Annotated in this window: 19 protein-coding genes; 10 read left to right on the top strand and 9 right to left on the bottom strand. The window is 43.6% G+C overall.

Annotated features, from left to right (window positions below; genetic code table 11):
* Window positions 1–201: 201 nt before the first annotated feature.
* Window positions 202–1,197: a radical SAM protein gene (locus ACSAZL_RS18690; RefSeq protein ID WP_440946078.1), complete on the top strand. Its 996-nt coding sequence runs from the start codon at window positions 202–204 to the stop codon at window positions 1,195–1,197.
* 1,260 nt (window positions 1,198–2,457) lie between these two features.
* Here ACSAZL_RS18690 and ACSAZL_RS18695 read toward each other — a convergent pair.
* Together ACSAZL_RS18695 and ACSAZL_RS18700 are read right to left on the bottom strand one after the other, a co-directional pair.
* Window positions 2,458–3,261 (bottom strand): 2-amino-3,7-dideoxy-D-threo-hept-6-ulosonate synthase, encoded by an 804-nt coding sequence (locus ACSAZL_RS18695; protein ID WP_440946079.1) that lies wholly within the window; start codon window positions 3,259–3,261, stop codon window positions 2,458–2,460.
* Window positions 3,262–3,372: 111 nt separating this feature from the next.
* Window positions 3,373–3,888 (bottom strand): deoxyuridine 5'-triphosphate nucleotidohydrolase, encoded by a 516-nt coding sequence (locus tag ACSAZL_RS18700; protein WP_440946080.1) that lies wholly within the window; start codon window positions 3,886–3,888, stop codon window positions 3,373–3,375.
* 268 nt (window positions 3,889–4,156) lie between these two features.
* On the opposite strand from ACSAZL_RS18700, the gene ACSAZL_RS18705 reads away from it, so the two are divergent.
* From ACSAZL_RS18705 to ACSAZL_RS18720, 4 genes are all read left to right on the top strand, one after another.
* Entirely contained in the window at window positions 4,157–6,241 is a 2,085-nt protein-coding gene (locus ACSAZL_RS18705; RefSeq protein WP_440946081.1) for a DUF2341 domain-containing protein, read from the top strand.
* A 762-nt stretch (window positions 6,242–7,003) separates the two neighbouring features.
* Window positions 7,004–7,735: a hypothetical protein gene (locus tag ACSAZL_RS18710; protein WP_440946082.1), complete on the top strand. Its 732-nt coding sequence runs from the start codon at window positions 7,004–7,006 to the stop codon at window positions 7,733–7,735.
* 165 nt (window positions 7,736–7,900) lie between these two features.
* Window positions 7,901–8,524, top strand: a complete 624-nt coding sequence (locus ACSAZL_RS18715) for a flavodoxin family protein (protein WP_440946083.1) — start codon at window positions 7,901–7,903, stop codon at window positions 8,522–8,524.
* Between the two features lie 122 nt (window positions 8,525–8,646).
* Window positions 8,647–9,195, top strand: a complete 549-nt coding sequence (locus tag ACSAZL_RS18720; RefSeq protein WP_440946084.1) for a flavodoxin family protein — start codon at window positions 8,647–8,649, stop codon at window positions 9,193–9,195.
* Between the two features lie 110 nt (window positions 9,196–9,305).
* On the opposite strand, the gene ACSAZL_RS18725 is transcribed toward ACSAZL_RS18720, so the two are convergent.
* Entirely contained in the window at window positions 9,306–9,827 is a 522-nt protein-coding gene (locus ACSAZL_RS18725) for a GNAT family N-acetyltransferase (protein WP_440946085.1), read from the bottom strand.
* Window positions 9,828–10,098: 271 nt separating this feature from the next.
* On the opposite strand from ACSAZL_RS18725, the gene ACSAZL_RS18730 reads away from it, so the two are divergent.
* Complete coding sequence (locus ACSAZL_RS18730) at window positions 10,099–11,310, top strand: ABC transporter permease (RefSeq protein ID WP_440946086.1); 1,212 nt, start codon at window positions 10,099–10,101, stop codon at window positions 11,308–11,310.
* Between the two features lie 87 nt (window positions 11,311–11,397).
* On the opposite strand, the gene ACSAZL_RS18735 is transcribed toward ACSAZL_RS18730, so the two are convergent.
* On the bottom strand, window positions 11,398–11,862 hold the full coding sequence (locus ACSAZL_RS18735) for a hypothetical protein (protein WP_440946087.1): 465 nt from the start codon (window positions 11,860–11,862) through the stop codon (window positions 11,398–11,400).
* Between the two features lie 209 nt (window positions 11,863–12,071).
* On the opposite strand from ACSAZL_RS18735, the gene msrB reads away from it, so the two are divergent.
* Window positions 12,072–12,494, top strand: a complete 423-nt coding sequence (msrB, locus tag ACSAZL_RS18740) for a peptide-methionine (R)-S-oxide reductase MsrB (protein ID WP_440948904.1) — start codon at window positions 12,072–12,074, stop codon at window positions 12,492–12,494.
* A 231-nt stretch (window positions 12,495–12,725) separates the two neighbouring features.
* Window positions 12,726–12,926: a hypothetical protein gene (locus ACSAZL_RS18745; protein ID WP_440946088.1), complete on the top strand. Its 201-nt coding sequence runs from the start codon at window positions 12,726–12,728 to the stop codon at window positions 12,924–12,926.
* A gap of 164 nt (window positions 12,927–13,090) precedes the next feature.
* Here the strand turns inward: ACSAZL_RS18745 and ACSAZL_RS18750 are convergent, their stop codons facing one another.
* Window positions 13,091–14,521, bottom strand: a complete 1,431-nt coding sequence (locus ACSAZL_RS18750; RefSeq protein WP_440945983.1) for an IS1634 family transposase — start codon at window positions 14,519–14,521, stop codon at window positions 13,091–13,093.
* A 225-nt stretch (window positions 14,522–14,746) separates the two neighbouring features.
* On the opposite strand from ACSAZL_RS18750, the gene ACSAZL_RS18755 reads away from it, so the two are divergent.
* The gene (locus ACSAZL_RS18755) at window positions 14,747–15,406 is read left to right on the top strand and encodes an HAD family hydrolase (RefSeq protein WP_440946089.1); all 660 of its coding nucleotides are present in this window, start codon (window positions 14,747–14,749) and stop codon (window positions 15,404–15,406) included.
* A gap of 20 nt (window positions 15,407–15,426) precedes the next feature.
* Here the strand turns inward: ACSAZL_RS18755 and ACSAZL_RS18760 are convergent, their stop codons facing one another.
* Together ACSAZL_RS18760 and ACSAZL_RS18765 are read right to left on the bottom strand one after the other, a co-directional pair.
* Window positions 15,427–16,566 (bottom strand): UDP-N-acetylglucosamine--N-acetylmuramyl-(pentapeptide) pyrophosphoryl-undecaprenol N-acetylglucosamine transferase, encoded by a 1,140-nt coding sequence (locus ACSAZL_RS18760; RefSeq protein WP_440946090.1) that lies wholly within the window; start codon window positions 16,564–16,566, stop codon window positions 15,427–15,429.
* Window positions 16,567–16,874: 308 nt separating this feature from the next.
* Window positions 16,875–18,023 carry a UDP-N-acetylglucosamine--N-acetylmuramyl-(pentapeptide) pyrophosphoryl-undecaprenol N-acetylglucosamine transferase gene (locus tag ACSAZL_RS18765; RefSeq protein WP_440946091.1) on the bottom strand — a complete coding sequence of 383 codons (1,149 nt, stop codon included), beginning with the start codon at window positions 18,021–18,023 and terminating at the stop codon, window positions 16,875–16,877.
* A gap of 794 nt (window positions 18,024–18,817) precedes the next feature.
* Here ACSAZL_RS18765 and ACSAZL_RS18770 point away from each other — a divergent pair.
* A complete protein-coding gene (locus ACSAZL_RS18770; protein WP_440946092.1) occupies window positions 18,818–19,816 on the top strand; it encodes a PHP domain-containing protein in 999 nt (332 codons plus the stop codon).
* 64 nt (window positions 19,817–19,880) lie between these two features.
* Here the strand turns inward: ACSAZL_RS18770 and mtaB are convergent, their stop codons facing one another.
* Window positions 19,881–21,266: a methanol--corrinoid protein co-methyltransferase MtaB gene (mtaB, locus tag ACSAZL_RS18775; RefSeq protein WP_440946093.1), complete on the bottom strand. Its 1,386-nt coding sequence runs from the start codon at window positions 21,264–21,266 to the stop codon at window positions 19,881–19,883.
* Window positions 21,267–21,276: 10 nt separating this feature from the next.
* Window positions 21,277–22,053, bottom strand: coding sequence for a methanol--corrinoid protein MtaC (gene mtaC, locus ACSAZL_RS18780; RefSeq protein WP_440946094.1), 777 nt, complete (start codon window positions 22,051–22,053; stop codon window positions 21,277–21,279).
* Window positions 22,054–22,281 lie beyond the last annotated feature (228 nt).

A 22,281-nucleotide genomic window follows, 5' to 3' on the forward strand; every position in this document is an offset into this window, starting at 1 on the left:
TTACTTCGACTTTTTCCGGGAAAAAAGGCTTTTTTTCGGTCCGGGTACAATAAATTAATATTCAATGAAAAGAGTCTTCCTTATTTCAAAGCTGGTTCCAGACTGTTTAAATTATATTTTCAGAATAATTTATATACTATCGGTGGAGATGAAAAAAAGGCCGGAACTACAGAAAAAATAATTATTTTGAGGAACATCCGAATGCAAGGCACGCAAATTACGCCGGAAATAAAAGCTTTTCTTATCTCAATAGGTTCCGTTTCCGTGGACACTTCGCTCATTCCAAGGGCGCGAGGTTCTACCGCAGGTCCTGGGGCAGGTACAAGCTCCGTCTTTTTCAGTTCTGGGAAAAAACGAGTCCGGCTCAGTGTAAATAAGAACTCTCCGCTTTCCATCGAAGCCGCAGGAGAGGAAGGAACAGTTGCGCTTTTACATGAAGGAAAAGAACTTCTCAGGGGGAAACTTGAGCCTGCCCCTGCCCACTGCCCTGAGCAGGCTTTCATCACACTCTGCGAGAGGTGCATCTTTGACTGCAAATACTGCCCTGTGCCCAAACTTCAGGGGCACGTCAAAAGTGAAGAGGAAGTCATGAACATAGTTGATGAGGTCATAAAGGCCGGAAATCTCAAAGCCATTTCTCTCACTTCAGGAGTAGAGACCTCAATCGAGAGAGAAGTTGAGCGCGTGCTCAAGCTGCTTCCCGCTCTCAGAAAATACAATGTTCCCATAGGAGTTTCGGTTTATCCGACCGAAGGCTGTTCCCGCAAATTCCATGATGCCGGGGTTGCCGAGGTCAAATACAATGTTGAAACCATGGACAGAGAGATTTTCCGGAAAGTCTGTGGAGACCTCTCCCTTGACTATATCCTGGACAGGCTTAAAGAAGCTGTAGATATTTTCGGAAAAAACAGGGTCTTCAGCAACTTTATTATCGGGCTTGGGGAGAGCGATTCTGCTGTCCGGGAAGGAATCGAGACCCTTGCAAAGATAGGAGTAATTCCTGTCCTGCGCCCGGTAAACCCTCATCCTCTCAGGTCCGGAGACTGTTTTACCGAACGCCCGTCTCCTGAACGCCTTCTAAAGCTTGCGAAAATGGAGGCTGAAATCCTGACGAAATACGGGCTTGATCCCGGGCTTGCGAAGACGATGTGCCTTAAATGCACAGGCTGCGACCTTGTGCCCTTTGTAGACTTCTAATTCGGGCATGGCCTGATTCAGGCATGATTTCATTGAATGCATTCCTTGTCTGAAACAGCAATCCTTTCTAGGCCTCATGCCCTGGTTTTTAATTTTTAGCGTTTTGAGAAAGTTCCTCTGTTTTTTTAAAGGTTTTTCAAACTCTTCTCCGAAGCCCTTCAATTTTCTTTATCTTCTCCAACAGGCACCCCTTTGTTTCCACTGGAGATATTTGCAGATTAACTTATTTTATAATCTTTATTTTCTCCGGTTCTACAACTTTTCATCTTTTTTCTATATATTTTCTCGATTGTTCCACTTATTTCTATTTTCAGAGAAGAAATTTTTTTCCTCACTCTGCTATTGTTTTAGACTGTCATGGATTTTTACATGCACCTGCACTCTCGAGGAGACTCCTGATTCACAAAAATTCTCTTTTCCCTGCCTTTTCTTTAACTTACCCGGATGTTATTCTCTTAACTCTTCGAAAGGCACAAACCTCATATTTTTGCCTTTCAGGTAGTAATCTCCAAACCCCCTTATTTCCACTGGAAACTACAGGTAAACAAATACCCTTTTCCTTGTGTATACAATAACAGGGTCTTGATCCGGTAAGCTTTCGATTGACGGAAAGCTTATTTTTGAAAGAAAATCATATTGTTGAACGCCTCACATCTCTCTACTTAGATTGAAGTTCCTGATGAGGTAATGCAATCCCGGACGTATTTCTAACAGGGGTTTTGGAGATGTCCCTAACAGGTCCTGAACGCATCATTCAAAAACTGTAATTTTACAGGAAAAACCACGAAAAAACATTGAAAGTTACTTACTCGGTCAGGACTTATTCGGTTAAGACTTATCAAATCAGGACCTATTAAGTCAGGACCTATTAAGTCAGGACCTGTTAAGTCAGGACCTGTTAAGTCAGGACCTGTTAAGTCAGGACTTATTCAGTTAAGAACACTGAGGTGAGTTGAGTTGAAACTTAAAATCCTGGTTAAGTATTTTTTGTTATTTCTGAAGCTGAGTTGAATTTCTGAAGTCAGCTTCTCATTTTTGTTCGTTAAGTATTTGAAGGAAAATTATTCCTGAAAAAGAGCTGATCCTTCATTTCTGATGGAAAGAGTAACGAGAAATTTCCCAAGAGGTAAATTTCCCGCTTCGTCAGATCTGAAATTCGAATTTTAATTGAGTTCATTCGAAATTCAGATTTTAATTAAGTTCATTACTTTTTAAGTTATTAATTGACTCCTTCTCCTGTTTGCCTCAAAGATTGAGGTCTCAGGCATTACTGTTCAGTTTTGCCACTTCTTCTGCAGTCATGCCCTCGTGGACGATTTTTGCAATTCTCTGCACAAGGCCTGTGGGGTCTTCTGCCTGGAATACGTTTCTTCCTATTGCGACACCGCGCCCTCCTGCATCAAGGGAACCTTCAATCATTTCCAGCAGTTCCTTTTCCGAACCCATCTTGGGCCCTCCTGCAATAATAACAGGTACGGGGCATCCACTGACGACCTCCTTGAAAGTTTCAGGGCTTCCGGTGTAGTTTGTTTTAACGATATCTGCTCCGAGCTCGGCCCCGATTCTAGCTGCATGTTTTACCACATCCACATCGTATTCGGAACGGACCTTTTTCCCGCGAGGATACATCATTGCAAGGAGGGGGATTCCCCATTCATCGCATTTTCCTGCAACATAACCGAGACCCTGCAGCATTTCAAATTCGTCCTCAGCCCCTATGTTAATGTGGACCGAGACGGCATCAGCTCCGACTTTTATGGCTTCTTCCACAGTCGTTACAAGCACTTTATGGTTCGGGTCAAGGGCAAGAGAGGTTGAAGCTGAGAGGTGGATTATAAGGCCCACATCGTGCCCGTATCCTCTGTGCCCGTGTTTGGCAAGCCCCATGTGTCCGAGAACGGCATTGGCCCCACCTTCTGCAACCTTATTTACAGCGTCCTGAAGGTTTGTAAGCCCTGAAATTGGACCGGCCCCGACTCCATGATCCATGGGAATGATAATAGCATTACCTGTATTTCTGTTGAAAATACGCTCCATCCTTACGGATTTCCCTATAGTACTCATAGGCTGTGATATACAAATCAGATGATATATACTTTATCTACATATTTTCAACAGATCCCCCTCTCCGGTCTTCAAAATATTGTCCTCTTTTCCAGAAGTTCATCCCGAAAGTCATTTTGTATTTTCGTTCTGGTAGACTCCGGAATAGCCTTCTTCTACCTCGCTGTAAAGGGTATAGAAAAGGAGCTGCATGATCCTGGCGTTTTTCTTCAGCCTGAAGCCTGCTGAGTTGTAAACTACAAGCATGGATTCGCTGCGTCCCCTGTACCCTGCATCCCATACCGCGGTTTCAAGGGTTGCCCCGCAGCGAATAAGGCTTGACCTGGGTTTCGCAATTGCAGCCAGGTTCATGGGAATATTTACGATTTCATTAAATATTACTTTATAAATTCCCTCGTGGAGATGAATCCAGCCGTCACTCCCGAACTCAAGAGGCTTTGCACCGGGAACCTTTCTTTCAGAGTTGTCAAAGTCGACAGCTCCGGTACCCTCTATCGTCTTTATCTCTTTCAGGGTAAGCTCAAGCCCGTTTGGCTGGATCTGGGTTTCGATATCAACTGCATTTTCAAGCAAGGGGGGGTTTGCCTGTATAAGTTTTCTAAGTTCATTGCTGGATAGGAGAGTCATTGGAAACTGTAATTGTAAAGATTCTTTATTACCGTTTCGGACTTTCTCTTCTCTTTCACTCAATTTTTATATTAATCAATATTATCATTTTAACTATTATTCTGTACAAGTATTTATGAAAAGGTTTATTGTTTTTGGGTTAATAAGTAGGTAAAATACATAGTACCTGTTATATGGTCTTGATAATGTCTTGATAATGTCGGATAATAGTCTTGATAGTATTCTTTATCGTGTTTGATATTAATGACTTAAAAAGAGGCTGCTAAAAATGAAAAAGAGACTGCTCACGTATGGGATTGTTTCTACTTTTTTCCTGGTTTTGATCACAGGCTTTGCTCTGGCTTCAGCTAATGATCTATGGGCTCTATCTGCAGTAAATAACACGAGTACCTGTTCCCAGGAGATAATAATTACTGAAAATACTGGAAAAAATCTAACAGGCTATCAGGTTCCAATCAACCTGAATTCTACTAACTTTAATTTCTCACAGGCAAATAAAGATGGTTCTGACCTTCGTTTCTTATCTGGAGGGCGAAATCTCAGTTACTGGATTGAAACCTGGGACCCGGATGCTGAAAAGGCCCTCATCTGGGTTAGGGTTCCCTTCCTGCCTGCGAACAAAAGCATTACGCTTCTTATGAAGTGCGGAAATTCGGAAGCTACGGCAGTTAGCAACGGAGAGGAAACCTTTGATTTTTTCGATGGCTTTGAGGAAGACAAACTCCAGAGCCTTGTATGGAGATCCGAAAGTGCCGGGGGAGGGCTTGTTGAGGTCGAAAATGGCATATGTAAAGTTTCAGCCCCCAAAGTTCATGCATATGATTCCTCCATGATCTACAGCAAAGCCAGTTTTGACATAAATTCCATGTTCGTGGTCAAAAGAATGAAGGTTACCACAGGAACGGATGAGAGAGGCCCTCTGCTGAGGCAGGGTTTCATAGATCAGATTAGCAGCAAGAAAAACGAAATTCAGCACGAGACCGAGTTTGCCAATGAGACCCGTGTGCGCTGGGAGACTTCTTATAGAAAGGAAAGGCACAACTCTTTTGATCTTACAAATGTCCGCGTTTCCGAAGGAGAATGGTACACCTCGGGAATTGCCTGGTACGAAGAAAACGATAATCGCAGCATTGCCTGGTTTAAGAACGGGGTTCGGGATACAAAGATGGACTATACTTCAAATGAGTATGTTACGAACATCCCGATGCATGTTTATCTTTATGCAGCTTCTTACTCCGACGCTTCGAAGAACACCGGCTATATGGCTGTAGACTATGCTTTTGTCCGTAAATTCGTAGACCCCGAACCAACTGTCACATTCGCTTCGGCCCAGGTCGAAGATGAAACCCCGGAAGAAAATATTTCTGAACTTGATTCGATTTCCGACTCTTTAAATTCCAATGAAACGGAGACTCCTGTTTCTGAGGTTTCGGTTCCCGAAGAATCCTCTGAAATCCCGGCACAGATGGAAGAAAACCAGAGTGCAAACACGATTAATGCCCCCGAACCCCTGTTCCCCAGGTACATTGTCGGCGTTTCGGGCATTAAACTCTCTTCCCCGTACAGTTTCGATTTCCCGGCACCTACAAAAGATTTTGAGTCCTCACGGATCGATACCATCTTCCTGAGCATTAACGGGGAAGATGTCTGGCAGTACGAGCGCTTTGTAAAAATGGCTCGTGAAGAAGGAATGACTGTGCATGCAGTGCTTTTTGAAGAGCTCAACTGCACGGAAGAAGGAGCTATGGATACCTCCCAGGCTTCCCTGGATGCCATTCTTGACTATAACGAAAAATCGCTTGCACCCTTTGACGGGATTAACATCTACATGAAGACGTCTAATGATTCTGAAGAGGGCTGCATAGACTATGTAGCCCTTTTTGAGGCTGCCAGGGAGAAAGCCGGAGAAAAAGTATCCATTTCAGCAAGTCTTCCTCCCGATTATGATGCATCGAAGGTTGAAGAAATTGCTCCTCTGGTAGACTTCTTTGTTCTCAGGGCTTATGACCGTGAGAAGAAAGACCTTACCTCCGAATCGGATATTGTTGATGCCGTTGCACTTGAGATGGGGGAAATCAGAGGCGTGAGCTCAAAAGGAATAATTGAAATTTCCGTAGAAGAAGGCTTTGAGGATAAGAATTCAATACAGAATCTTTTTGCCACCCTGGCAGAATACTATGCTAACGATTCGACTTTTATGGGAGTTTCAATTTCCAGTTATGATACATATAAAGACCTGCCTGTGAAGGCCGAACCCGAAGAAGAGAAGTCGGCACTGCCCGGATTCGAAACGCTCTCTGTTTTGCTTGCAGGGCTCGGAGCATTTGCTCTCCTTAAGGTGAGAAAAGATTGAACAAAATAGGAAAAATAAAAGATTAATCAAGAAAACAGAGCAAAGGGAAGAATAAAAAGTGAAAAAAGAGTAAAAGGGAATTTTTCCTTTTTATCTATTTTTTCCTTCATCTTTTTCTATTTTTTTCCGTCCTTTTCTCCCTTTTTTAGCTGTTTTTCCTTTTTTCCATTTTTTAGCTGTTTTTCCTTTTCTCCTTTTTTTAGCTGTCTTTCCTTTTCTCCATTTTTTTAGCTGTTTTTTCCTTCTCTTCCTTGTTTCTTTTTATCTATCTTTGCCCTGTTTCTATTTTTTATTGCCCTTATCTCTTTTCTCTCGTTGTCCTCATTTCTTTCATTTACGTTGCTGCATGGAATTTCATTGTTTCATCGCTTTACAGCTGGAACCTGTGTGTGGAGTGCTGAACAGTTTTCCAAATAGCCAGATTCGATTTTGATTGACATGGGGCATGCGAGCTGAGCCGGTTATTATTATTAATTAATTATTATTTTTCAATATACTGCTATTTATAATATCTAATAATATTATATTCCAATAACTCTTGCCCTATTACATTTCTGGGCAGGAAATATTTTCAAACCGAATATCTGGGAGTTTTGTCGGGGGTAAATCCTGCCTGAACAAAAGGGATAAAAAACTGTAAGCAAAAACCCTTTCTAACGAAGAACCTGCAGATCATGCAGTCGGAGTCTGGATGAAGCGGGAATCAAATCCGGATAGTGGTTTGAGTTTTACATTAACTAAAATGGAGTTGGGGGAAGTATTTTGATTAAGTACCGAAAATTCGGAGTGCTTATTTTAAGCCTGATGATATTGTCTGTGTTTGCAGTGTTAAGTGTAACTGCCTTATCCGAAGAAAATGATTCGATTGGAGATGTGCCTGCCCTGCCGCTCATCCTGCGTGGCGGGCTAAATGTAGATGGAGACCCTGTCTCTGAGGGCTCTGAGATTCTGGCATATTATGAAGGGGAGCTAATTGCGAAAAGCACTGTAGAAGAAGAGGGCAAATACAGCCTGAACCTGAATCTCACTCCCGAAAACTACACTAATCTCGGGGATGTGGAACTCTATGTCTATGAAGATAATTCCAGTTTTAAGATCCCTGCCTCAGAAATTGAAGCTGTAAACAAAACTCCCGGATTGATCTCTGAAATTGATCTCGAAGTTTCCGTTTCCTCTGCTGACACAAATAAGAGTTCAAGCAGTACGGATTCAAGTAGCAATGGTGATTCGGTAGGAGATGTCAAAATTGTGAAAAAGGACCCCGAATCTGAGGATTCTACGGAGGATGATTCCGCAGAAGACGATTCCGCAGAAGATTCTCAAAAAGCCAGTGTGGAAGGAGCAAATGAAGGCTCTGTTGACATACAGGAGCCTGTTTCTCAAGCAGGTGAGGAGGAAACCGAAAGCACCGAAAAATCAGGTTATTCAACATTCTTTACGGGGTTGCTTTTTATTACAGCGCTTCTTGGCGCGTTTTATGTAATTAAAAAGTAACAGGGATACAAACCAGGAAAAGCAGAATTCTCTTTTTCTCTTTTTTATTGTTTTATTTTGAGCTTTCTATACAAACCTACTTATTTTTTTCAACAAGAGAAACTTTTTTATCCTGACCGGTCGTTTATACCTTTGCTCAAAAATGTTCGATATCTTATTTAAAATTTGAATGGGGGTTCTAACATAAAAGTTCTCGGATTGGTGGGTAGTCCTAAAATCGATGGTAATACCTCAAAACTTGTGAATGCAGTTCTCGAGGGGGCTGCGGAAAAGGGGGCAGAAACTGTAGTTTATAACATTGCTTCTCTTGACATCAAAGGCTGTGATGCCTGCGGCAGGTGTCAGGAACAGGGCTGTTGCGTCATAAATGATGATATGCAGGAACTTTACCGCGAAATTCAGACAGCCGATGTTATTGTACTTGGCTCTCCTGTGTATATGTGGCAGGTGACAGCCCAGACAAAACTCCTTATCGACCGAATGACAGCTTTTTTAAGGCCAAATTTTTCGAGCAGGCTTGAACATAAAAAACTAATCCTTGTCTTCACTCAGGGAATTCAGGACAGGGATGCCTTTAAACCGTATTTTGAATATACAGCAGGTCTTCTCTATTATCTGGGCTTTGATGTTCTTGATACAATCATTGCAGCAGGCACGGATAAACTTGAAGTTGCATTCAGGCCCAGGCTGCTGGAGAACGCAAAGGACCTCGGGAAATTGATCTCGGTTTCGAACCTTCCTGGTATGGAGTATAACAGAATCGAATCTAGCTTGACTTCCTCACTCTAAATTTCTCTACAGTTTTACAGTAAAGGCTGGTCGAAAGTAAATTTTCTGAGGGAACATTTTATACCTCGGTTAGCCTGTCTATTTTATTACTTTTCATTTTCTTTTTTGGAGGAAGATTTTAGATGAGAGTTTTAGGATTAATCGGAAGCCCCAGAGTAGATGGAAACACCACAAAGCTTGTAAATGCAATTCTTGAAGGAGCTGCAGAAAATGGCGCTGAAACAAAAGCCTATAACCTTTCCAGACTGGAGCTCAACCCCTGCAAGGGCTGCATGACCTGCAAGATCGATGGCAAATGCGTAATCGATGACGATATGCAGCAGCTTTATGATGAAATCCAGGAAGCTGACGCTGTCGTGCTCGGCTCTCCTCTTTACATGTGGGAAGTCACTGCCCAGACGAAACTCTTTATAGACCGTCTGGTCGCCTTTATTAATCCTGATTTTTCCACCCGGCTTAAGGGGTCCAGGAAACTCGTCCTTGCCTATACCCAGGGCAACCCCGATCCGAATACCTTCAAACAGTACTTCGATTATATGGAAGGGCTCTTCTCTTTCATCCATCTCGATGTCCAGGGCAGTATAGTCGCAGCCGGCACCCGCGCCCCTGAAGATATTCTTCAACAGCCGGATATCCTTGAAAAAGCAAAAGAAATCGGAAAGAGCCTTTAAAGCCGTAAAACCAAAAACTCAGTTAAATCATTTTTTGCTGAGGGAGTTTTTCTGTGGGAATTCTATTTCCCATTTCCAGGTTTTTTTGAATTTATTTCACACGTTATTCTTCACACGTTATTGAACTCTTCAGGATACTCCACAACCCCGCCGGCACCTTCAAGTGCTCCTTTCTTTAACTCGAGCGCCATAAACGCTTCAGCCGGCGCGCCAAAGGGATCTTTTATACCCCATTTTCCCGCCGGCTCAAACCCGAACTTCGGGTAATACTCGGGATGCCCGAGGACGATGACAGAATCGTATCCCAGGCGCAGACAAGCCTTTAGCCCTTCTTTTATAAGTTCGCCTCCAATCCCCCGTTTCTGGAACTCAGGCTTAACTGCTACCGGAGCAAGTGAAATAGTCTCTTTTTCCTTTCCCGCCTCGGATTTGATTTTTATCGGGAAAAAGAGGATGTGCCCAACGATTTTCCCGTCGACTTCAGCTACGAGCGAAAGTTCAGGGACAAATTTCAGGTTTTTTCTGAGGTTTTCAACGAGTTTTCCCTCCGCAGGTTGCCCGAAGGCGAGGTCACTTACTTCAGTTATGGCAGGATAGTCGGAGGGGGTTTCGGGGCGGATTTTAAGGGACATATAAATCTCTTCCTCTCTTTTTATAGCTCTCTTGTTTCCTATTGCGATGCTGGAAAATCTGAAGATAAGAAAACTACGGGAACCATTTTTCAGTAGTAAGATGATACGGTTCAACTGTAAAACGGGCATTCTTCATTCCAGATTAATGTCCCCTAATTAGCAGGATTTATATGTTTGATATATTCATTTAAATAAAGTTTAAGGATCTCAGTTTGACCCTCAATCTCAATTTTATCTTTTCCCGTGAAAGATGAAAAACGGAGCCCCCATCATGATCCCTCTTTTCAGTGCAGGAAAAATAGCTTTTGGAAGCATTAAAAGTGCAAAGATGCGTTCAACCCTTACCGTGCTTGGAATCGTTATCGGAGTTGCGGCTGTAATTGCCAATGTGTCCCTCGGGGCAAGCTTCAACCAGCACTTTACAAATGAGGTCTCGAACCTCGGCTCAAATTTCATTTACATTCAGGGGATGCAGCAAAAGCTCTTCTACGACAACCAGCTCAAGATTGTTGAAAATACGCCGGGGATTTCCGGGGTTTCGCCTTTGAAGTCCCAGACTGCTGAAGTCACGTACATGTCCGAGACCAAAAACATCATGGTAAGCGGAGTGGGGGAAGCTTATGACGAGGTTGCAAATACCCGGCTCGGGACAGGCTCTTTTATCAACGACAATGACGGGTATGTTGCAATTGTCGGGCATGACATTGCAAACGAGAAATTCGGCAGGAACCTTTCGGTCCGAAACTCCATAGATATAACCTTCAGGGTCGGAGAAGACGAAAAAATCACAAAAACCTTCAAGGTAAAGGGAATAATCCAGAACCCGGAAAACACCATGGTCCAGGCGTACAACGATAACGAAGCTGTCCTGATCCCCATTGATGTCATGAATGAGATTCTTGGCGAAAATGACTATGGTGGGGTTTTTGCAATGGCTGAAGACCCGGCAGCTATTCAGGAGACCTCGGATGAGGTGGACAGGCGCCTTGCCCGGAGCTTCGGGATTTCCGAACGGGAGCTTGACGACAAAGATTCAAGGCCCTACATGCTCGTTAACCAGGCTGAGATTTTAGAGCAGACCGACATGATGGCAGCAGCCCTCAGCTCTTTCCTGACAGCAGTTGCCCTTATCTCCCTCCTAGTAGGGTCCATTGGGATCATGAACATCATGCTCGTAAGCGTTACCGAGAGAACAAGAGAGATAGGGGTGCTCAAATCCCTCGGCTTCACGGGCTTTGACATCCTTTTTCTTTTCATGGTAGAATCAATCCTGCTCGGAGTCTTCGGGGGCATTATCGGAGGAGCTGTCGGAATTGCAGGTGCTTATAGCGTTGAAAGCCTCCTTTCCCTGCCTGTAGTATTCCCGTTAAGCCTGATAGTTGCCGGGTTTATCGTTGCTGTTGCTGTCGGTTTCGTCTCCGGCGTCTACCCTGCAAGAAAAGCCGCAAAAATGAAGCCGGTAGACTCGCTCAGATATGAATGAGATTCCCTCACATTCTGATTCCTCTCCTTTCAAATCCCTCTTCTTTCAAATTCCTCTCCTTTCAAATCCCTTTCCTTTCAAATTCTTTTACCTAATATCGAGTAATTGAAAAAAGAGCTTGAAAACTATCAGGGAAAGAACAAAAAGCCCAAACCCTACCTGAATAAGGACTTTCCCCCGTTCGAAAGGCTCTTTTCTGGCTTTCACCGCCCCATAACCCAGCTTCCCCAGGCCCGGTCCTGTCGGGAATATAAGAGGCCAGGCGTAAGCCCAGCTTTCCGTGTCTCCTGTTCCGTACTGGTAGAAGAGGATCAGGCCAAACATGTTAAGAGTCCAGCCGAAAGAAGCAATCCACTCTCCAATACCTCCCTCGGTTTCCAGGGAGGTAGCAAAGAAATACGTTCCTGAGACAACGAGATAAAACGGGAGAGTAAACTTTCCCAGGTAGATCTTCCTGGTAACTACAAGGGCAAACACAATCGTAAGAAGAAAAAATAAAAGGGCAGCTACCATTATACTGTGGTTTTTTCCTTTCCTCCGGTTTTCCTCCATGGTCCCCCGACTCACGAGTTTTTATTCCTGCAATGCAGTTCGGTTGAATAGGTATATACTATTCTTTATACTTCTTCGGCATATAATAATCTAATAATCTCTAATAGTACACAATGTCCTTCTGTCAGGAGAAGTCAGATTTTTCCCTGACCCGAAGGGTGATAGCCTTTTCCGGCAAATTGAATTATGTGCATAAAGGGGGTATATAACTGGCACAGAACAAAATAGAAAAGTCCGAAGAAGAGTGGAAAAAGATTCTTACTCCTGAGCAATATCACGTATTGAGGCAGAAAGGCACGGAGAGACCCTTCTCCGGCAAACTGTACTATAACAAAGAAAAAGGGGTCTATACCTGTGCTGCCTGTGGGCAGGAACTTTTTTCATCCGATACCAAGTTCGAATCCGGAACCGGCTGGCCAAGTTTCTATGATGTGATCTCCAGTGACAAAGTCAGGCTAAAGGAAGACACCAGCTATTTCATGAACAGGATCGAAGTGGTCTGCTCTCGTTGCGGAAGCCATCTCGGGCATGCTTTTGAAGACGGGCCTGCGCCAACAGGGAAACGTTACTGCATCAATGCCGTCTCTCTCGGTTTCAAGAAGGAAGAAGAAGCAGGAAAGGAAGAGAAATAATTAGATGGGGTAAGAGAAAAAGCAGGACGTAGATGGAGTAAGAGAAAAAGTAATCGATAAAGCAATAGATGAAATCGGAAATTAAGAGAAGCAATAGAGACAGGCAGAGGAGAAGCAATAGAAGAAGCAATTAAAAAGTAAGAAATGAAATTGAGTAAAACACGAAAGCATATCCCGAAAACTGGATTTTCAGGTCAGTTTTAGATCCGGCAAAAGGAGGTCCCGGTAAGTTTGAACCTGACGAAAAGGCAGACCGAAATTGGTGGATTTTTAGTTTTTCTGTTCCTTTACCTTGTTTTTTTCAACCTGGTATTCCGCTTTAAAGGCCCGGGATACCCGATTTACGCTCCCGGAACTCTTATCTTTGCTTTCCTCGGGTACTGGCTGGGAGGCTATCTTTATGATAAATATCTGGGGCGAAGATCCGGCTGAAATAAGAACAGGAAATGCCCTGTAAACAAACCGGGGAGTCAAATTCAAGATTTTGATATCCTAAGTTTGACAGTACCCACTAATTGGTACTGAATATTTCCCTTTATTTTTGCCCCAACTGTTCTTGACAGGTTCTATAAATTTATATAAATTTATGATATATTCTATGTAATCCCATTCCATTTTGCTACTATCAAGCTATTGATCCGTTCAAAATTCGCAAAAATATAGTTTTTGACTCCATTTATCTTGACCTTGATTGTAAGTGTCAAATTCTTCAAGCTTTTTTTAATGAATTTTGTAGACGTGTGTTTTAGATCTTCAAATTCATATCGCATCAGCGATATGAATAATTGAGCGATAAATCCAAGGATAATTGCTCCATAAATGCTATCCTCCGACCACACTCTTAACGGCTTGATATTAATTTCGTTTTTCAATGAATGGAATATTTTCTCAATCGAATCCTTTTTTCTGTATGTCATCAATGCGTCTTCAAGTGTCAAATCTTTGCTTGATTTCAGACAGAAAAATCCTTCTCTTCCATTAATCAGTGAAGCTTTCAGGAGTTCTATAGCTTCCTCGTCACTAAGCTCTTCGAGCTTAGTTCTAAAAGAGTAATCAATCTCAATCAACTCATTATTAATTCTGAATTTCTTGGGAAGCTTTTTCTTGTTTACTACAGCCTTGTGAATCTCTTTTGCTTCCTTTAGTTTTCTAACAACAGCTCTTGCTTTTGCTTCTAACTGCCTTTTCTGTAAAGATTCAGAGAAATAGAAATACTTAATGCTGCTAGGTTTGACGATTTTTATCCCATATATACCTTTTTCGGAATCTATCAGTTCTGCTCTTTTCAGATCAAAGTTCTCTATAATTTTATCGTCACTCGTATTCAGTTTCATGGCAGTTAGATAATCCATTTCATCATTCTGTATACTCTTGATATTCTCTGTGGTATTAGCTCCTTTATCAAAAACAATAAGAGAACCTTTTTTAAGTCTGCTTTTCACCTGGTTATATGTGTCAGAGAAGTGCTCCAGATCAAGAACGTTTCCTCTATTCACTGTCACTCCAATAGGAATGTTAATGGGGTCAGCTAATTCACTGACTCCAACGGTTATCTGCAGCTTATCAGGCCTGTGATCTCTGCTATACCCGTATTTACCAAGGTTGGATTTAGTCCCGTAAAGGACTATACTCGTCCAATCCAGGTTTATATTCGTTTCTTCAAAATCGTATATAAAAAACAGAGAATCCAGAATATCAGAGAGAATCTCCTCTCTGTTACGTCCTAAAAGCTCAAGAGTTCTGTAAAGAACTCTTTCATGAAACCTTTCAAAATTTAAGATATCGAGAATCTCTTTCTGATTTAACCATTTGCCAGCTTCTTTGATACTAAAATTCTCAGTCAATTTGTAGCTTAACAATCCGATTAGTAAACTATTGAGATCAAGACCCTTGCTTTTATGTTTGCTAAAAATATCACAGAAATTAAGCTTTTCATAAAAGAGTTGAATGGCAAGAATCGATCCGATAGGAACACATATATTCTTGTTAGGAATTGTAGGGAATGCTCTCTGTTTTGTGATGTTCATTGGACCGAATTACACAAAATAGAGAGCACTTATTTTTATCTAACTGTCAAAGTCAGGATATAGTTTCTTTCAGGTCCGGATGTGCCTATCCGATAGGCCTATCTTGATACGTCTATCCTGATATGTCTATCTTAGTTATATTTATCCCAATTGTCTATATAGAAACTTTGATAAGCTTGGATTTCTCACAAAACTTATTAAGAAGCATGACAATCTACCGCACAGATGTTAAAAGCAATCATTTTTGATGTGGATGGGGTTCTTGTCGACTCCATGTGTTTTCAGGCTGAGGCCTGGGTTAAGACTTTCAAGGAAGTGGGTGTCACTGTCAGCAGGGAAGACATTTACGAGCTTGAAGGCTCAAATAATTTAGGGCTGATCAAATTGGTCTTTGAGAAGGCAGGAAAAGAGCCTGAACCCTGGCACTATGAGCAGTTGCCTGTAAAAAAACGCGAAGTTCTCGAGTTTGACCTCATAAAACCCTTTGAAGGTATGCCTTCCTGTCTCAATCAACTGAAACGGCATTTCAGGCTTGCAATGGTTTCGGGGTCGAACTTTGATGTCGTCAGTACATTTGCAAATTCTTTTTTCCCGGACTGCTTCGAGGTCATTATTACCGGAGGCGACCTTGCGCGCGGAAAACCCTGCCCTGACCCGTACCTTAAGGCACTTGAAAAACTCGATCTGGCAAAGAATGAGTGCATTGTAGTTGAAAATGCACCTCTTGGAATCACTGCTGCCAAAAGAGCCGGACTTTACTGTGTAGCGGTTGCAAGTATGCTTGCTCCTGAAAAGGTGAAGCATGCAGATCTCGTGTTCGAGAACCATGCTGCCCTGCTCGACTACCTGAAAAGTCTCATACCCGGGGAGTCTCAGCCCGAATGAGCTCTTTATCAGGAAGGTTTTCAGGAAACTTTTTTCCCTATTTCTTTTTCCAGCAGTTCTCTGATCGCTTTTGGGCCGTCCAGTTCTCCTGCAAGGCGCTGCAGTCTCTCCACTTTATTTTTATACGCCTCATCTTCAAGAACTTCCCTTATACATTCGAGAATGACCTCGGGAGGAGTGGAGTAACTGAGCATTCTTCCGTATCCTTCCTCCTCTACCACTGCAGCATTACTCTCCTGTTCGCTGTGTCCTTCGTCCGGGAATGAAAGGATGGGAACCCCGAAGCTTAAAGCCTCCATGATTGTGCTGTGCCCGCCTGGAGCTATTACGGCATCCGAACTTTTGATGTAAGGATAAGTGTCTTCAACAAAGCTGAGAATCTTAACGTTTTTCGGGATTTCCCCTAGCTTTGAGGGGTCAAAGGAAGGACCTGAAATGAGCGTATAGTTAATTCCGGGGTCAAGCATGGCAGTTGTTAGCACTTTCCTGAAAATCGGCTCCCTGTACCCGAAGCCTCCGATAAGGGAAACAACATGCGGTTTTTCCAGAGGGATACTGTCTATATCTTCATACTTCTCCCTCACAAGAGGGCCGCTATAGAACAGCTTTTCCCGGAGTTTGGGGGCAAAATTCAAGTTCTTCCTGCAAACCGTATAGGGCAGGGGGTAATCCGGGATAATGATTCTGTAGACCTTTTTGAAGGTGCGGTTATAGAGTTTTTTGGTCATTTCCCCGAGTACCCTGATAGGTACACCTCTGTTTTTAAAGAATTCTTCCATATTGGACTGGTTGATTATGAGATATACCGGAAGTTTGAAGGCCCTTGCCGCAAGTATTCCCAGGTAATAGCTGTCCGAAACCACGACATCCGGTTTAAGGTCTCGCGTAAGCTTCAGGAGCTTCGGACCTCCCAGAAGCTTGGCGTTCTTGAGAGTTGCTTCGATCGATCCCGTAAAATCCAGTGCCCCGGCCTTTCCGACAAGCTTTATTTCCGAGGGAATTTCATATGGTCTGTACCCCGATTTTTCGACCAGCTTTTTCGAGTAACCATAAGCTCCAAAGTCCACCTCATGCCCTGCCGCAAGAAGCTCTTTTCCCAGCGCAAGGCAGCGGCTTGTATGTCCGAGCCCTTCCCCGCATATAAAAATCATTACTTTCATCTATAATCACTTTTTTTCAAAATACCTTAACATTTTTTCCAATTATTTCTCAGGTTTTCACTTTACATATATTTCGGAGTTCCGCTTTTATAAATATGTAATCCGAAAATTACGATAGAGATGGAAAAACAAAGAGAAAAACTATGAATCTTCTAATATATTCATGCCCCTGGAAGCTAAATATTGAAGATGTTTAGAAATCGGGATATTAAACTATCAGGAATTTGAAGCGCGAAACCTGAAATATTTAATCTCACACCTTTAATCTCAGACATTTATTTTTATCTCACACATTTAATCTCACACATTTATTTTTTTATATGAGACCTGTTTTCCAGCTGTTCTTCCAGAAGTTTTCTAACGGCTGCCGGCCCATCCAGTTTCTCGGAAAGCTCTTTTAATCTGCGAGTCTTTCTTCGATATTGTTCTTCTTCCAGAACCTCCCGAATACAGGTAAGAATAACCTCTTGCCTTGTCAGATAGCTCATTCGCTTCCCGTACCCTTCCTCTTCGAGCACGGTGGCATTATTTTCCTGCTCTGTATGTTTTTCGTCCGGGAAGGAAAGCACGGGAAGCCCGAAGGCGAGGCTCTCCATAATAGTGCCGTGTCCTCCGGCCGTAATTACCAGGTCCGATCCTCTGTAATAAGGAAAGGGGTTGTCCGTAAAACCCGTAAACTCGACGTTGTCAGGGATTTCAGGAAACTTTTTGGGGTCTATCCCGGGGCCTGAGATAAAAGTATAGTGAATGTCCGGGTCCAGTTTTGCAGCTTCAAGGACCTTTCGGAATATGGCTGCCCTGTACCCGAAGGCTCCGATTGTTGAAAGGACATTAGGATGCCGGCAGGGTTTTGCCTCAACTTCCCTGTACCTGCGCCGGATAAGGGGTCCGCTGAAAAAGATATTCGCATTGAGATCTCTTGAAATGGTGAAATTCCTTCGATTTACAGAGTAAGGGAGCGGGTAATCAGGGACTATTATCCCGTCAACGCTGCTGAAGATGTAGTTGTAAAATCTTCTGACAAGCGTCCCTGCTGCTCTTAAAAGAGGTCCCTTTTTCTGAAAAAATTCCTCCATATTGAACTGGTGCCCTATGAAGTAAACAGGAACATTCTTTGACCGTGCCGCAAGGATGCCGGAGTAGTATCCGTCCGAAAGGACAACATCGGGTTTCAGGGCTTCAACCAGTTTAAGGAGCTGCCTGAACCCTGCAGGGGAAAGATTGTTCAGAGATTCTTTAATGGATTTTCCTATGTCAAAGGTCCCGGTCTCTCCAATCAGCCTGATTTCCGGATGGATCTCCCATACCGAATAGCCTGTTTTTTTCACAAGCTCCTTTGAGTAACCATAAGCCCCAAAGTTCACCTCATGCCCTGCAGCCAGAAATTCTTTTCCCAGCGCAAGGCAGCGGCTTGTGTGCCCAAGCCCTTCTCCGCATATGAACAGTAAGATTTTCATATCCCTATCGCCCTTCCCTGCCGTAAGCTGGAATAATAAATATTTTTCTGGAGTTGTCCCCTTGCCTGCAGAGTTATAGTAGTTTCAGAAAAAATCTGTATGACTAAATAATTAAAAAGAAGAGATTTGAGGTAAAATCCATTTAAAGGGAAGTAACATGGGAGGAAGATTTTAATTAGCTCTTTACTGATGGCATATTTTGTGGTCTGTTCGCATGCTTTTTGATCTGTTCGTATATTTCGCTCGTTCTTTTTTGGTCCCACGCTACTAGTTAATAGATACTCATCTCCTGTATATATATTTTTTCTTTTTTCTATGGAATAATTCTCTTAAGTATGTTTATTATTTTTAGAAAACTATATTTTTCATTTTTCTACGCCTTATATTTCCGTAGATCTTATGTCAGATTATTTTTGCCTTTAATCAGGGTTTTTTCCAAAAAGAAGGTCTTTATCTGCTTTAAATTTCTCCTAACTTTTTATTTGTTATATTCATGCAAAAACCAGGGGACACTGACCTCATGATCTCTTCTTTTTTTCTTTTCTTCCTTTTCCTTTCGGGTTTATTCTTCTTTTCTTTCTGTTTCTCCTTTTCAGTAACTCTTTTCTTTTTTGAGCTCTTGTATTTAGTCCAATCTCAAATCAATTTACTTTCAAATAATATATGTATTAATTAAGAAAAACATATTTTTTAACGAAATATATTTATATTTTCCCCGTCTTCTTTTAACTGGATAAGAATTTCTTGAATATTTCGCACCGAAAGAGTATCCGAATAAAATGGTCGTGCGTATTATGCGAGGAAAACCCAAAAATAATTCCAGAACAACGGTAAGCTCTGAGCTTGCAGAAACTATGCTTCAGGAGGGATGGAAAAAGGTGGATCTGCACGTGCACTCTTCCTGTTCCTACGACGTCCCTCCCGCAAAGGCAATGCACCCTGCAGTTCTTTTTGAAAAAGCAAGGGCCAGGGGGCTTGATTACGTGACCTTTACCGACCATGATACTGTCGAGGCATATAACCTGCTTGGCTGGGACAGAGAAGGGCTGGTCCCGGGAGTTGAGATTGCAATCAAAGACCCTGAAAATATAGGGCATACCCTTCACGTTAATGTTTTTGAACTCGATTCCGAAGAGTTCGGAGAACTTGAGTCGATTGCAAACCAGGAACACGACTTCAAAAGTTTTATTCGCTACCTCAGGGTTCACGACCTTCCGCACATCTATAACCACCCCTTCTGGTTTGCCATAGGGGACCGCCCCAACCTCCGGGCAGTACCCGAACTCATAAAACAATTCCCTGTTGTCGAATACAACATGCAGGACTTAACGGAAAAAAACCTGATAACGGCTGCACTTGCCCGGAAATACGGAAAAGGGATTGCTGCCACTACGGACAGCCACACAGGAGGCATGGGGGCCGTCTATACGCTCGCAAAGGGCGATTCTTTCAGAGAATATTTTGATAACATCAAAAACGGCAGGTCCTATATAGTAGTCGAAGGAGGAGGCAGGCGCCACCTTACAAAAGAATTGAATGCCTGGGTAGAACTGGTCTTTTCCATAGACCGGAATGCAAGAGGAGAAGTGGGTTTCACCACAAATGTGAGGACTTTTGACAGGCTGATAGATTTCTTTGCAAATGGGAGGATAAAGGAGTTTCCCAGGATTAACGGGCTGGCAATGAAATTTTTCCAGAATTTTTCTCGCTCAGGACTTCCTGCTTATATGTACATGAGGGCTGAAAAGCCACTGGTTTCAAGGATAGAAAAAGTAGTTAATCTGACGGCATGAAAAAAGTGAGGATAAAATTGCAGTACGTGAAGTTAAAGAAAAAAAGAAAAAGAGAACTGAGGGCTTAGAAGCCGTAGTTCTCGGGGAGGAAGACTTTAACTTCGCTCTTGTACTTTGTGAGGCAGTCGTCCATGAACTTGTCCATGTCGTCTGTGAGGGTCTCAAGGGAAGCCTTTGCGTCTGCGAGGGCTTTGGATTCGAACCTGGAGAGCTCGAGCTTGCCGGCTGCACCTTCGCTGACGATGTCACAGCATGTAACTGCAGCGTTCTTTGCTCTGAGGTAGATGTTGTCTCCGTCCTTAACAATTGCCTGGCCGACCTTGTATGCGTTGTCGTATGCAAGCACGTAGGACTGGGGGTCTCTGTACCTGTCGGAGAGCATGAAAAGGTCCCTGAGAACTTTTTCGTTCTTGGTTTCAAGAGCGGTGTTCATGAGGGCGCAGTCGTATGCGAGGGACTCGGACCAGCACTGAACGGTGGTACCACCGAATTCACCGTGGTATTCAACGGATTCGTTGGACCAGCAGTCACAGCACTGCATGATGAGGTTACCCATTACGTCAGAGTGAGCACAGGTTGAGGTCTTACCTTCCTGGGTCATCGGCTTGCCTGTGATGGCTTTGATGATGATGTTTTCGTATCCGCAGTCCTTTCCGGGGCCCATTGCGCCGCATTCGTATGCAACGAGGGATCTGGGTGCAGAGATTGCCCTTGCGAGGATTGCGAGGGTGTGGGCAAGGTTCTTGTCAAGCAGACCGCCTGCAATGAACATTGCGGTGTTTGCCTGAGCGCAATCGGTGTCACCGGCTGCGACAGTGCCGGTCTTCTGTGCAATTGCTGCAATGTCGGACCAGATCATTTCCATGTCCATGGAGCCGAGGCAGCCGATTGCGTAGAGCATACCGGGGATGTCGTTCCTGAGAACTGCGTGGTCGAATACTTCCTTACCACCCATGCTCTCTACGGAAAGCAGGTCTGCACCGGACTTGGCACACTGTTCGAAGGCTTCGAGGAAGACGGAGTATTTGTCGCCTCTGAGCTGGAGGAAGTCCCTGTTCTCACGGATGTCACCAATGGTGTGGCGGAGTGCGCACTTTATGCCGTATTCATCGTGGTATTCTTCCATGATGGTTTTCTGGGCATGTGCAACTTCTGCTCCCCAGGAGGGGTTGTTGGACATCTGCTGAACGTGTTCAGTTTCAAGGATAACTGCCGGAAAACCGACCTGGACCATTCTTGCCATAATGTCGGTTGTGATCCTCTCGTATTCCTTTACGAGTTTTTCCTTGGATGCACCTGCTTCAGGTCTGGGTGCGTAGTTAACTTCAGGAATTGTGTAGCCTGCACCGATCTCAAGACCAAGGCCTGCCTTTACGGGGTGCTTGGATACGCCGAAGCTCATTTCATCTGCGCTGGCATATGCCATTGAAGTGTATCTTGTTGCTGCCATCTCATTCACCTCAGTGCTTGTGGAATTTGTTTCTTAATGCTGCGATATCTGTTGTACCTGCAATGATTGCGTCAGCAATCTTGGGGGCGTCAGCTGCTTCTTCACCGTACACACCGAGTGCATACTGGGACACGAAGTCCTGGTTAACTGCTCCGCCACCGCATGCGAATGGGATCTGAATGCCCTTCTCAAGGAGCTTGTCGTTAACTTCCTTGAATGCATACATGGTGGTGGTCATGAGTGCAGTACCGGTAACCATGAGGGGCTTGTTTGCAACAACTGATGCAACAACTTCGTCAACAGGGACGTCCCTTCCGAGGTCAACTACATCGTAGCCGTTTGCCCTGAGGAGAGCGGTAACGATGTTCTTACCGATGTCATGAACGTCACCTTCTGCGACGTGGCAGACAACGGTTCCCTTTGTTACAGGGGCAGTTTCGGAGTTTTCCTTACAGAATTCGATGCCGTTGAGCATGGCGTCAGCAGACATCATGACGTTAGGGAGGAAAATTACACCTTCGTCATAGAGTTTGGTGACAACGCCCATACCGACCATGAGGGCATCGTCGATGAGGGTGATTGGGTCCTTGCCTGCATCCATTGCTGCCTGGAGACCCTCGACCACGTCGTCTTCTTCTCCTTCGAAGATGGCTTTTGCGATCGGGTAAATAAGTTCGTCCTTAGGATAGAGCTCTTCTGCGGCGTCTTCAGGCGTCATTGCCTTTTCCAGAGCCACATTGTATCTTGTTAATACTTTTTTCAGACTTGCCTCTGTAAAGTCCAACATATTTCTAAACCTCCATTTAGATCAAACAAAAAGGTCCTTGCCATCCGGCTCTGCAGTTTCCGGATATAGAAGGCATGGGATGTTCCGGTTTTGCCTTTGAAAAGTATTTTCTTCCTGTGGTGGTACCCTGAGAAACATCTGAAGTTTATCAATTTTTGAGGGGGTAAATTCCAGATTTCTGCAGTACGACACCGGTGAAAGAATTTCTTTCTCCTGTTACCGAAACTT

It is taken from the genome of Methanosarcina mangrovi (genome assembly GCF_052057765.1).
Classification (GTDB): domain Archaea; phylum Halobacteriota; class Methanosarcinia; order Methanosarcinales; family Methanosarcinaceae; genus Methanosarcina.

Excerpts from the sequence above, each read along its gene's own strand:
- ACSAZL_RS18690 (WP_440946078.1), top strand. The coding sequence starts at position 202 with ATGCAAGGCACGCAAATTACGCCGGAAATAAAAGCTTTTCTTATCTCA.
- ACSAZL_RS18695 (WP_440946079.1), bottom strand. The coding sequence starts at position 3,261 with ATGAGTACTATAGGGAAATCCGTAAGGATGGAGCGTATTTTCAACAGA.
- ACSAZL_RS18700 (WP_440946080.1), bottom strand. The coding sequence starts at position 3,888 with ATGACTCTCCTATCCAGCAATGAACTTAGAAAACTTATACAGGCAAAC.
- ACSAZL_RS18705 (WP_440946081.1), top strand. The coding sequence starts at position 4,157 with ATGAAAAAGAGACTGCTCACGTATGGGATTGTTTCTACTTTTTTCCTG.
- ACSAZL_RS18720 (WP_440946084.1), top strand. The coding sequence starts at position 8,647 with ATGAGAGTTTTAGGATTAATCGGAAGCCCCAGAGTAGATGGAAACACC.
- ACSAZL_RS18725 (WP_440946085.1), bottom strand. The coding sequence starts at position 9,827 with ATGTCCCTTAAAATCCGCCCCGAAACCCCCTCCGACTATCCTGCCATA.
- ACSAZL_RS18730 (WP_440946086.1), top strand. The coding sequence starts at position 10,099 with ATGATCCCTCTTTTCAGTGCAGGAAAAATAGCTTTTGGAAGCATTAAA.
- ACSAZL_RS18735 (WP_440946087.1), bottom strand. The coding sequence starts at position 11,862 with ATGGAGGAAAACCGGAGGAAAGGAAAAAACCACAGTATAATGGTAGCT.
- ACSAZL_RS18750 (WP_440945983.1), bottom strand. The coding sequence starts at position 14,521 with ATGAACATCACAAAACAGAGAGCATTCCCTACAATTCCTAACAAGAAT.
- ACSAZL_RS18755 (WP_440946089.1), top strand. The coding sequence starts at position 14,747 with ATGTTAAAAGCAATCATTTTTGATGTGGATGGGGTTCTTGTCGACTCC.
- ACSAZL_RS18760 (WP_440946090.1), bottom strand. The coding sequence starts at position 16,566 with ATGAAAGTAATGATTTTTATATGCGGGGAAGGGCTCGGACATACAAGC.
- ACSAZL_RS18765 (WP_440946091.1), bottom strand. The coding sequence starts at position 18,023 with ATGAAAATCTTACTGTTCATATGCGGAGAAGGGCTTGGGCACACAAGC.
- ACSAZL_RS18770 (WP_440946092.1), top strand. The coding sequence starts at position 18,818 with ATGCGAGGAAAACCCAAAAATAATTCCAGAACAACGGTAAGCTCTGAG.
- mtaB (WP_440946093.1), bottom strand. The coding sequence starts at position 21,266 with ATGGCAGCAACAAGATACACTTCAATGGCATATGCCAGCGCAGATGAA.
- mtaC (WP_440946094.1), bottom strand. The coding sequence starts at position 22,053 with ATGTTGGACTTTACAGAGGCAAGTCTGAAAAAAGTATTAACAAGATAC.